Annotated in this window: 9 protein-coding genes; 4 read left to right on the top strand and 5 right to left on the bottom strand. The window is 73.1% G+C overall.

The window, feature by feature from the left end:
* Positions 1-967: aldo/keto reductase (locus KBX53_RS11045; RefSeq protein ID WP_210858974.1), on the bottom strand; the 967-nt coding region annotated here is incomplete at its 3' end.
* A 220-nt stretch (positions 968-1,187) separates the two neighbouring features.
* Entirely contained in the window at positions 1,188-1,700 is a 513-nt protein-coding gene (locus KBX53_RS11040) for an HIT domain-containing protein (protein WP_210858979.1), read from the bottom strand.
* A gap of 175 nt (positions 1,701-1,875) precedes the next feature.
* Between KBX53_RS11040 and KBX53_RS11035 the strand changes: the two genes are divergently transcribed.
* Positions 1,876-2,604 carry a D-Ala-D-Ala carboxypeptidase family metallohydrolase gene (locus KBX53_RS11035; protein ID WP_210858972.1) on the top strand — a complete coding sequence of 243 codons (729 nt, stop codon included), beginning with the start codon at positions 1,876-1,878 and terminating at the stop codon, positions 2,602-2,604.
* A 275-nt stretch (positions 2,605-2,879) separates the two neighbouring features.
* On the opposite strand, the gene thrS is transcribed toward KBX53_RS11035, so the two are convergent.
* Positions 2,880-4,889 carry a threonine--tRNA ligase gene (gene thrS / locus KBX53_RS11030; RefSeq protein ID WP_210858971.1) on the bottom strand — a complete coding sequence of 670 codons (2,010 nt, stop codon included), beginning with the start codon at positions 4,887-4,889 and terminating at the stop codon, positions 2,880-2,882.
* 188 nt (positions 4,890-5,077) lie between these two features.
* On the opposite strand from thrS, the gene KBX53_RS11025 reads away from it, so the two are divergent.
* Positions 5,078-6,262 carry a DUF1775 domain-containing protein gene (locus KBX53_RS11025; protein ID WP_210858970.1) on the top strand — a complete coding sequence of 395 codons (1,185 nt, stop codon included), beginning with the start codon at positions 5,078-5,080 and terminating at the stop codon, positions 6,260-6,262.
* A gap of 326 nt (positions 6,263-6,588) precedes the next feature.
* Here the strand turns inward: KBX53_RS11025 and KBX53_RS11020 are convergent, their stop codons facing one another.
* Positions 6,589-7,509 (bottom strand): ADP-ribosylglycohydrolase family protein, encoded by a 921-nt coding sequence (locus KBX53_RS11020; protein ID WP_210858969.1) that lies wholly within the window; start codon positions 7,507-7,509, stop codon positions 6,589-6,591.
* A gap of 73 nt (positions 7,510-7,582) precedes the next feature.
* Here KBX53_RS11020 and KBX53_RS11015 point away from each other — a divergent pair, with 73 nt between their 5' ends.
* Together KBX53_RS11015 and KBX53_RS11010 are read left to right on the top strand one after the other, a co-directional pair.
* Complete coding sequence (locus KBX53_RS11015; protein ID WP_030338220.1) at positions 7,583-8,272, top strand: response regulator transcription factor; 690 nt, start codon at positions 7,583-7,585, stop codon at positions 8,270-8,272.
* A gap of 29 nt (positions 8,273-8,301) precedes the next feature.
* Positions 8,302-9,705 carry a HAMP domain-containing sensor histidine kinase gene (locus KBX53_RS11010; RefSeq protein ID WP_210858976.1) on the top strand — a complete coding sequence of 468 codons (1,404 nt, stop codon included), beginning with the start codon at positions 8,302-8,304 and terminating at the stop codon, positions 9,703-9,705.
* Positions 9,706-9,915: 210 nt separating this feature from the next.
* Here KBX53_RS11010 and KBX53_RS11005 read toward each other — a convergent pair.
* On the bottom strand, positions 9,916-10,297 hold a 382-nt coding region (locus KBX53_RS11005; protein WP_369010001.1), incomplete at its 5' end, for an adenosine deaminase.

Genomic DNA, 10,297 nt, shown 5'->3' with positions numbered 1-10,297 from the left:
CCACCTCGGCGAACTGGTCGCCCGGCAGCGGGCCCCGGTGCAGGGCGGCGGCGTTCTCCTCGACCTGGGCGACAGTACGGCAGCCCGGGATCGGGATGGTGCGACCGCTGCGCGCCCAGATCCACCCCAGCGCACCCTGGGCGAGGGTGCGCCCGTCAGCGGTGAGCGCGGCGCGGACCGCGCCGACCCGGCGCAGCCACTCGGGCGCCGGCCGGCCACCCCGGAACCACCCCAACCAGCCCGGCGCCAACCCTCGCACGTCGTCGCGGGGCAGCGTCGACGAAGCCGTGTACTTGCCGGTGAGCAGCCCCATCCCGAGCGGCCCCTGGTTGATGCTGGCCAGGTCGTACTTGTCGCACACGGCCAGCAACTCGGGGGCGTCACGCAGCACCGACAGGGCGTGCTGCACAGCGGTGGCACCGGCGGCGGCCTGCCCGAACGCGGCGGCCCGGTCGGGGCGGTCGGTGCTCCACCCGTACGCCCGGATCAGGCCCTCGGCCACCAGGTCCTCGCAGGTCCCGATCAGCGCCTGCGCCCTCGGCACCGACAGGTCGGCCAGGTGCAGCTGATACAGGTCGATCCGGTCGGTGCCCAACCGGCGCAGCGAGGCGGTCACCGCGCCGCGCAGGTACGCGGGCGACGCGTCCTCACCGGTGGCCTGCCGACTCGCCTCGTCGAACGTGTAACCCCACTTGGTGGCGATCACGGCCTCGTCGCGGCGGCCGGCGAGTGCCCGGCCGAGCACCCGTTCGCCGTGCCCGGCCCCGTACGCGTCGGCGGTGTCGAACAGGGTGACGCCGAGGTCGAGTGCCCGACGAACGGCCCGCACCGACTCGTCGTCGTCGACCGCGCCCCAGCCCAACGGCTGACTGCCCTCCGCCCAGGGTCCGCCGATCGCCCAGCACCCCATGCCGAGGGCGCTGACCTCGATGCCGCTGCGCCCCAACATCCGTGTCGTGACTGCCATCGGCCGATCGTGCCACCTTCGCCGGGTCGGGGCGTAGCAGATCCGGCGGGCGGACACGCGGGCGCAGGGAGACGGTCACCGTGCGGCATGATCGCCCGCACGCGACGGGCTGGCCGGAGCTGACCTCGCTGCTGCGCGCCGACCAGTTGGGCCGACGCGGACGCCACCGAGCCAACCCGCCACGGACGCCACCGAGCCAACCCGACGCGGCCGGCGACGGTCAGGACGGCCAGGCGCGGGCGAGCAGGTGGCGGGTGTCGCCGAGCAGCTGCGGCAGCACCTTGGTGCGGCCGATCACCGGCATGAAGTTCGCGTCGCCACCCCAGCGCGGCACCACGTGCTGGTGCAGGTGCGCGGCGATGCCGGCGCCGGCCACCCCGCCCTGGTTCATACCCAGGTTGAAGCCGTGGGCGTTGCTGACCTTGCGGATCACCCGCATGGCGGTCTGGGTGTACGAGGCCAGCTCGGCGGTCTCCGGCACGTCCAGGTCGGTGTAGTCGGCGACGTGCCGGTAGGGGCAGACCAGCAGGTGGCCCGGGTTGTACGGGTAGAGGTTGAGCACCACGAACACGTGCTCGCCACGGGCCACCACCAGGCTCTGCTCCGGGGGGAGTTGCGGCCCTCGGCAGAACGGACAGCCGGTGGGCTTCTCGTAGCCCTCGGCCGGGCGGTCCTCGCCGGAGATGTAGGTCATCCGGTGCGGCGTCCAGAGCCGTTCCAGGCCGTCCGCCATGCCGTCGGTGTCCGTGTGCCGTTCCGCCCCTGTCACGAGCCGATCCTACGGAGCCCGGTGGACACGCCGCGACACCGCCGTCGGGAAACCGGGCATTGCAAGTTCTTGACGGATCAACGGCAAGGCATGAAACTTCCATGCATTCAGATACTTCCATGCATTGATGGAGGGCTTCATGTTCCGACGGCTCGGCAGGTTCCTCGCGGCACTTGCGCTGACCGCCACCACCACAGTGGTCGGCGTCACCCTCACCGCCGGCGCGGCCCAGGCGGACGGCTGCTACACCTGGGGCCGCACCCTGGCCCAGGGTGCGTCCGGCGAGGACGTCCGGCAACTCCAGATCCGGGTCGCCGGCTACCCCGGCTACGGCGCGGTGCTCACCCTGGTCGGCGCGTACGGCCCAGCCACCCGATCGGCGGTGATCCGCTTCCAGCAGGCGTACGGGCTGCCCGCGGACGGGATCGCCGGCCCACAGACCTTCAACCGGCTCTACGCCCTCCAGGACGACGACTGCACCCCGGCCAACTTCAGCTACGCCGAGCTGAACAAGTGCAACAGCGACTGGTCCGGCGGCGCGGTGTCGGCGAGCACCGCCCGGTTCAACGCGCTCGTGTCGATGTGGAAACTCCAGGCCATGCGGCACGCCCTCGGCGACGTGTCCATCGCGATCAGCAGCAGCTTCCGCAGCTACGCCTGCAACAGCGCGGTCGGTGGCGCGTCGAACAGCCGACACCTGTACGGCGACGGGGTGGACCTGGTCGGGTCCCCGTCGTTCTGCCGACTGGCCCAGCAGGCCCGCTACCACGGCTTCGGGCAGATCCTCGGCCCCGGCTACCCGGACCACAACGACCACACCCACGTGGCGGCGGTCGGCGGCTGGTCGGCGCCGAACTGCGGTATCTGACACCCGAAACCGCCCCCGGCCTCGCACGGCGGCCCCCGGCCCTCGACCCATGATCGGCGGCCCCCGACCTCCGGGCCCATGCTCGCCGGCCCCGGCCGCCATCCCATGATCGCGCTCGAACAGTGAAGTAGTTGCCTCCCGCACCGGTGTGGCCACTACTTCCTGGATCGAGCACGATCATGCGACGAGCCAGCACCCGCGAGCGGGCACCACGAGCGCGGCGAGCGGGCAGGCGCGGCGCACACCGGCGGCACACCGGCCGCGCGGCGGTTGCGCTACTCCGCGGCGGCGGAGGGGCCGATGTTGGTCCGCGAGCTGACCACGTCCAGCACGTGGGTCACCGCCTCGGCGATCGGCACCCCGTTGCGCTGCGAGCCGTCGCGGTAGCGGAAGGAGACCGTGCCGGCGGCCACGTCGTCGTCGCCAGCGATCACCATGAACGGGACCTTCTGCTGCTGGGCCGTCCGGATCTTCTTCTGCATCCGGTCGTCACCCGCGTCAACCTGGGCCCGGATGCCCTCCGCGCGCAGCGCGGCGACGAAGCCGTGCAGGTAGTCCGTGTGGTCCTCGCGGATCGGGATGCCGACCACCTGCACCGGCGCCAGCCAGGCCGGGAAGGCACCCGCGTAGTGCTCGGTGAGCACCCCGAAGAACCGCTCGATCGACCCGAACAGCGCCCGGTGGATCATCACGGGCCGCTGCCGGCTGCCGTCGGCGGCCTGGTACTCCAGCCCGAACCGCTCCGGCTGGTTGAAGTCGACCTGGATGGTGGACATCTGCCAGGTCCGGCCGATCGCGTCGCGCGCCTGCACGGAGATCTTCGGGCCGTAGAACGCCGCGCCACCCGGGTCCGGCACCAGGTCCAGGCCGGAGGTCTCGGCGGCCGTCCGCAGCGCCTCGGTGGCCTCCGCCCAGTCCTCGTCGGCGCCGATGAACTTGGGCGAGTCGTCGCGGGTCGACAACTCCAGGTAGAAGTCGTCCAGCCCGTAGTCCCGCAGCAGGTCCAACACGAAGCTGAGCAGAGTGGACAGCTCACCGGCCATCTGCTCGCGGGTGCAGTAGATGTGCGAGTCGTCCTGGGTCAGGCCCCGGACCCGGGTCAGGCCGTGCACCACGCCGGACTTCTCGTACCGGTAGACGGTGCCGAACTCGAACATCCGCAGCGGCAGCTCACGGTACGACCGCCCGCGCGACCTGAAGATCAGGTTGTGCATCGGGCAGTTCATCGCCTTGAGGTAGTAGTCCGCGCCCTCGAGCTGCATGGGCGGGAACATGGTGTCCGCGTAGTACGGCAGGTGACCGGAGGTCTGGAACAGCTGCGCCTTGGTGATGTGCGGGGTGTTGACGAACTCGTACCCGGCGGCCTCGTGCCGCTGCCGGGAGTAGTTCTCCATCTCCCGGCGGATGATGCCGCCCTTGGGGTGGAAAACCGCCAGGCCGGAACCGATCTCGTCGGGGAAGCTGAACAGGTCGAGGTCCGCGCCGAGCTTGCGGTGGTCGCGCCGGGCGGCCTCCTCCAACAGCTTCAGGTACGCCTTGAGCTCGTCGCGGGTCGGCCACGCGGTGCCGTACACCCGCTGCAGTTGGGGGTTTTTCTCCGACCCCCGCCAGTACGCGGCGGCGGAGCGCATCAGCTTGAACGCGCCGATCAGCCGGGTGGTCGGCAGGTGCGGGCCACGACACAGGTCCGACCAGCAGACCTTGTCCTCCTTGGCGTCGAGGTTGTCGTAGATGGTCAGCTCGCCGCCGCCCACCTCCATCACCTCGTCGGTGTCGAGGCCCTCGCCCTTGACCTCGATCAACTCCAGCTTGAACGGCTCGTCGGCCAACTCGGAGCGGGCCTCGTCCAGGCTGCCGAAGCGGCGGCGACGGAACCGCTGCCCGGACTTGATGATCTCCTGCATGCGCTTCTCGAGCTTGCTGAGGTCATCGGGCTGGAACGGCTTGTCGACGTCGAAGTCGTAGTAGAAGCCGTTCTCGATGGGCGGGCCGATGCCCAGCTTCGCCTCGGGGAAGACGTCCTGCACGGCCTGGGCGAGCACGTGCGCGGTGGAGTGGCGCAGCACGTTGAGCCCGTCCGGCGAGTCCAGGCTGACCGGCTCGACGACGGTCTCCTCGGCCGGCGACCAGTCCAGGTCGCGCAACTGGCCCTGCGGGTCGCGGACCACGACGATCGCCTTGGGGCCGTTCGCGGGCAGTCCGGCCGCGGCCACCGCGTCGGCCGCCGTGGTCCCGGCGGCGACGACGACGGGGTCGGCCACGGCGGGGGTACGGGGTGCGGACACGGTGACTCCTCCAAGCGGTACGAAACGGTGCCGATCCTCGGCTCCTGCCGATGCTATCGGTCGCCGTGTCCCCGACCGGGAACGGCACCTTCCTTACCGCCGCCGTTGAACCTTTCGCGCCTCGCAGCCGAACTAGAAGGTGTGGCCGGAACCGGTGCCGGCCGCGTCGACACGGATGGGGGCACGAGATGGGGAGCACGCACGGCGACGGCCGTCGGCGGCGGATCGTGGCGGCGACCGCGGTGACCGCCGCCGGGCTGCTGCTCTGGCCTGGCACGGCGTACGCGGCGGACGTGACGATCACCCCGACCGAGGCCCGGCAGGGCGACGCGGTACGGCTGGAGTTCACCGTCCCGGCGGAGCGGGCCGGCACCACCACCAAGCAGATCGAGGTCCGACTGCCGGCCGACGCGCCGGTCGCCGAGGTCTACCCCATGTCGGTGGACGGCTGGGCGCCCCGGATCAGCTCCCGCACCCTGGACAAGCCGCTGGCCGGTATCCACTCCTCCGGGGTGAGCACTGTGACGACGGCGGTGACCTGGGTCCGGGTCGGTGCGGGCGACGCCGGCCCGGCCCGGTTGGCGCTCTCCATGGGGCCGATGCCGCAGGCCGAGCGGCTCACCTTCGAGGTCGTCCAGACGTACGCCGACGGGACCGTGGTCCGTTGGGCGGACGCCGCAGGCGCGCAGCGGGCCCCGGCGCTCACCCTGCTCCCGGCGGCCCCGGGCGCCGCCGGACCGGCCGCTCACGGTGGCGTTCTCGGCGCGCCGCCGGCCGGCGCGCCAGCCGCTGGGGGCAACGGTGCCGACGGCAACCCGGGCGGCGGCGTCGACGGCGGCCCGGCCACCCGCGCGGGTGGTGCCGGCGAGGAGTCCGGCAACGCCGACGGGATGCTGGCCGCCGGCCTGCTGGCCGGCTTGGGCGGCGGCGCGGCGATCGGCTGGCTGGTCAGCCGGTGGCGCCGACGCGGCCCGGACGAGGCCACCGCGCTCGCCGAGGTGACCGGCGACCCGGACCAGGGCACGAAGCGCGACGAGGCCGCGACCCTGGCCGAGATAACCGGCCGCGCGGAGCCCACCGCGACACGTGGCAGCGCAGAACCCACCGCGACACGTGGCAGCGCAGAACCCACCGCGACGCGCGGCAGCGCCGAACCCACCGCGACACATGGCAGCGCAGAACCCACCGCGACACGTGGCAGCGCCGAACCCACCGCGACACGTGGCAGCGCGAGCGACGCCACGACGCCCGCCGAGACAATCGGTAACGCAGCCGAGCCCGCAGAGCCCGCCGACCCGACGCGGACCAACCCGCAGCCCGCCGACCCCCAGCCCGCCGACCCGCAGCCCGCCGTCTCCGCGGCATCGCGGTGATCCACTCGGGTTCCCGGAAACCGCGGCGTCCCGACCGCCCGGACAGCCCGATTTGGCGGTGATCCACTCGGCTTTCCGAAAACCGCGGCAACCGGGCCACGCGGACACCCCGATATACAGGAAGCCGAGTTGATCTTGCGCAGGGCAGCCCGCGCGGGCACGCAGCCCCGGTGAGCAGGGGGCACCGCCTCGTCAGGGCAGCCCCGGTGGGCAGGCAGCCCACGTCGTCAGAGCGGCCCGCGCGGGCAAGGCAGCCCCGGTGCGCAGGGCAGCCCGCGTCGTCAGAGCAGCTGCAGGGCGGCCCGCGCGGGCAAGGCGGCCTCGGGTCAGGGGAGCCAGGTGGGTAATGGCTCGCGGGCGGCCAGCCACGACTCCGGCACCCCGCCCGGGGTGCCGACGCCGGTGTACGCCGCCACCACCGACCCCGCGATGGCGGCCGTGGTGTCCATGTCCCCACCGGCCCGGATGCACGTCTCGATGGCCGCCGGATAGTCGTCGAGGTGGGTGGCGGCCACCCAGAGGGTGAACCCGACGGTGTCCTGGGCGGTCACCCGGGAGCCGTTGCCGAGCGCCGCCACCACCCGGGACAGCGGCCGGCCGAGCAGCTCGGCCGCCCGGTGTACGCCCCGATGCACGGCGGTGCCCGGGTCGAGCACGGCACCGATCCCGGCGAGCAGCCGCTCCGGGGCCGGCCGGTGCCCGTCGAGGCGGGCCCGGGCGGCCAGCGCGGCGGCCACGGCGACGGCGACCGCGCCGGCGATCCCCTCCGGGTGGGCGTGCGTCACCTCCGCACCGGCGCGGGCCTGCGCCGCGGCGCGGGCGGTCGAATCGGCGAAGTACGCGCCGAGCGGGCCGACCCGCATCGCCGCACCGTTGCCGCAGGAGCCCTGCCCGTCGAAGGCCGAGGCGGCGGCGAGCGGCCACGGGGTGCCGGTGCGGATCAGCTCCAGGATCAGCATCGCGCCAGCACCGTAGCCTCGGCGCGGGGTGCACCGTTCGGCGAAGGAGAGCGCCAGCCGGTCCCGGTCGATGCCGCCGGAGTCGGCCAACTGGGCGAGGACCGAGCAGGCCATCTCGGTGTCGTCGGTCCATTCCCAGGGCGCCGGCGGCAGGGCCTCGGCGGCGACATCCACCGGCGCCGACCCCGGCAGGAAGTACTGCGCGCCGAGGGCGTCGCCGGTGGAGAGACCGGCGAGGCTGTCCCGGGCGAGGGCCAGGCGGGCATCGGCGAACAGGGTGAACGACATCGTCGTACCAGCTTGCCCGGTCGCCAGGCACGTCGCAACGCGATCAACTTGCCAGGCCAAGTACGGTCTTGTCGTGGCCTCCGTGCTCCTGGTCGAAGACGATCACGTCGTACGCGGCGCGATGCTGCGGTCCCTCACCGACCGGGGGCATGCCGTGCACGCCGTGGGTACGGCGTTGGACGCGCTGCGTCGGGTCGCCGCGGAGACACCCGACCTGGTGGTGCTCGACCTCGGCCTGCCCGACCTGGACGGCTCGGACGCGCTGCGGATGCTGCGCGGCATCACCGACATTCCGATCATCATCGCCACCGCCCGTGACGACGAGCAGTCGGTGGTGAAGCTGCTGCGCGCCGGCGCCGACGACTACATGGTCAAGCCGTTCACCGGGGCGCACCTGGACGCGCGGATCACCACGGTGCTGCGCCGGGCCGGCCGGGCCAGTCGGTCCGTGCAGCCGGCGGTGCACAGCGTCGGCGGGCTGCGGGTGGACGTGGGCGAGCGCAGCGCCCAGCTCGACGGGGAGCCGCTGGCGCTGACCCGTAAGGAATTCGACCTGTTGGCGTATCTCGCCGCACGACCTGGGCGGGTAGTGTCCCGCCGGGAACTCTTGGAGGAGGTATGGCGGCAGCCATCGGTCGGCGAGGATCAGACCATCGACGTTCACCTGTACTGGCTCCGCAGAAAGATGGGCGAGTCCGCGGCGAAGCCGCGCTACCTGCGCACCGTGCGGGGGGTCGGATTCCGGCTGGTGGCACCGGACTGAGGACGGCGCTGGCGGTGCTCACCGCCGGCATGTGCAGCCTGGTGGCGCTCGCGTTCCTGATCCCGCTCGGGCTCAGTCTGCGGGAGCAGAGTCGGGACGAGGCGATCGCCGACGCGGCCCGGCGCAGCGCGCTGGTGACCGGCGCGCTGGCGGTGAGCACCGACCCGGTGGTCGTCGAGCGTGCCGTCGTGGCCAGCGCCGAGGGCGCACCCACCCGACCCGTGGTGCACGGGCTGGGGCTGGACGAGTCCGCCGGCCGGGCCAGCGGCGGTGACCTGGAGCGGGCCCGCTCCGAGCGCCAGTCGGTGGTCGTCGACGTCGACGGCGGGGTGGCCCGGCTCGACCCGGTGGTCCTCGGTGACCGGACGGCAGTGGTCGAGGTGTTCCTTCCGGAGTCCGCGCTGGGCGAGGGCGCCGGTGGCACCTGGCTGCTGCTGTTCGCCGTCGGTGCGGCGATGGTCGGCGCGGCGGTGCTGGTGGTCGACCGGGTCGCCGCCCGCGCGGTGGACTCGACCCGCGGCCTGGTCAAGGCGGCACTCTCCATCGGCGACGGCGACCTCGGCGTCCGCGTCGAGCCGACCGGTCCGCGCGAGCTGGCCGAGGCCGGGTACGCCTTCAACCGGATGGCGGACCGGCTGGACGCCGCCCGCACCGACGAGCGGGAGCTGGTGGCCGACCTGTCGCACCGGCTGCGTACCCCGTTGACGGTGCTGCGGTTGGACGCGGAGGCGTTGGAGTCCGACGACACCAGCGTGGGTTCGTTCAGCCAGGCCGAGTTGGACCGGCTGCGCGGGATCCGGCGGATCCGGCAGGCGATCGTCACCCTGGAGGGTGAGATCGACGTATTGATCAAGACGACCCGCAAGGCGGTGGCGCACGAGGCCGGGCCGGCGATGTGCGACGTCAGCGAGGTGGTCCGGGACCGGATGGTGTTCTGGGCGGCGTTGGCCGGTGACCAGAACCGGCCACACCGGGTCACCGGCGCGCAGCTGCGCATCCCGGCGCCGGTGCCGCGCGCCGAGCTGGCCGCGGCGCTGGACGCGGTGATCGGCAACGTCTTCCGTTACACGCCGCAGGGCACCGCGTTCGAGGTGGCGGTGTCCCGGCGCGACGGTTACGTGGCGATCCGGATCGACGACGCCGGCCCCGGCATCGCCAACCCGGACCGGGCACTGCGCCGGGGCGCCAGTGACCAGGGCTCGACCGGGCTCGGCCTGGACATCGCCAAGCGGGTGGCGTTGCAGGCCAACGGCTCGGTGAGCATCGACCGCGCCCGGCTGGGCGGGGCCAGCGTCGTTATGCTGCTCGGCGACCCGGAGGCGACACCCCGGCAGGTCAGCCGCTTCGGTCTGGTCGGCCGGATGGCCCGCGACGCGCGGGACACGAAGGCCAGCGGACGCCGGTGGCCCCGCCAGCGCCCCACCGACGACTGACCCGGGCGGCACCCGGGCTGTGCGCCGGTGCAAGTCTTCCTTAGATCGCGGTTAACGACGGCCTCACGTCGGTCGCGGGCTGACAGGATCACAGCACGAACCCACCAGTTCCACCGGCCGAGCGCAGCACGCACCCACTGCCGGTGGAGCCGCGGGCCCGGCGGGGGCCCCTCGGTGGCCGGCCCGGCCGGCCACCGAGTGGCGACCGGGTCAGCCGGCGGTGACGAGGTACGCGTCGATCTCGGCGAGGATCCGCTGCTTACCGGCGGGGTCGAGGAAGGACGCGGTGACCGCGTTGCGGGCCAGCCCGGCCAGGCCCTCGGCGCCGATCCCGAGCAGCCGGGCCGCCACCGCGTACTCGTCGTTGAGGGTGGTGCCGAACATCGGCGGGTCGTCGGAGTTGATGGTGACCAGCAGCCCGGCCTCGACCAGTTGGGGCAGCGGGTGCTCGTCGAGGGTGGCCACCGCCCGGGTACGGACGTTGGACGTCGGGCAGACCTCCATGCCGATCTGCCGTTCGGCCAGGTACGCCAGCAGCTGTGGGTCCTGGGCGGCGGAGATGCCGTGCCCGATGCGCTCGGCGCCCAGCTCG

The sequence above is a fragment of the Micromonospora sp. M51 genome, from assembly GCF_018070305.1.
Taxonomy (GTDB): Bacteria; Actinomycetota; Actinomycetes; order Mycobacteriales; family Micromonosporaceae; genus Micromonospora; species Micromonospora parva.
The sequence above is the reverse complement of the archived record's forward strand: the minus strand, read 5'-3'. Positions and strand labels throughout refer to the sequence as shown.

What these genes read in the sequence shown, in the direction of transcription:
- KBX53_RS11040 (WP_210858979.1), bottom strand. Translation starts at nt 1,700, where the DNA reads ATGGCGGACGGCCTGGAACGGCTCTGGACGCCGCACCGGATGACCTAC.
- KBX53_RS11035 (WP_210858972.1), top strand. Translation starts at nt 1,876, where the DNA reads ATGTTCCGACGGCTCGGCAGGTTCCTCGCGGCACTTGCGCTGACCGCC.
- KBX53_RS11025 (WP_210858970.1), top strand. Translation starts at nt 5,078, where the DNA reads ATGGGGAGCACGCACGGCGACGGCCGTCGGCGGCGGATCGTGGCGGCG.
- KBX53_RS11020 (WP_210858969.1), bottom strand. Translation starts at nt 7,509, where the DNA reads ATGTCGTTCACCCTGTTCGCCGATGCCCGCCTGGCCCTCGCCCGGGAC.
- KBX53_RS11010 (WP_210858976.1), top strand. Translation starts at nt 8,302, where the DNA reads ATGTGCAGCCTGGTGGCGCTCGCGTTCCTGATCCCGCTCGGGCTCAGT.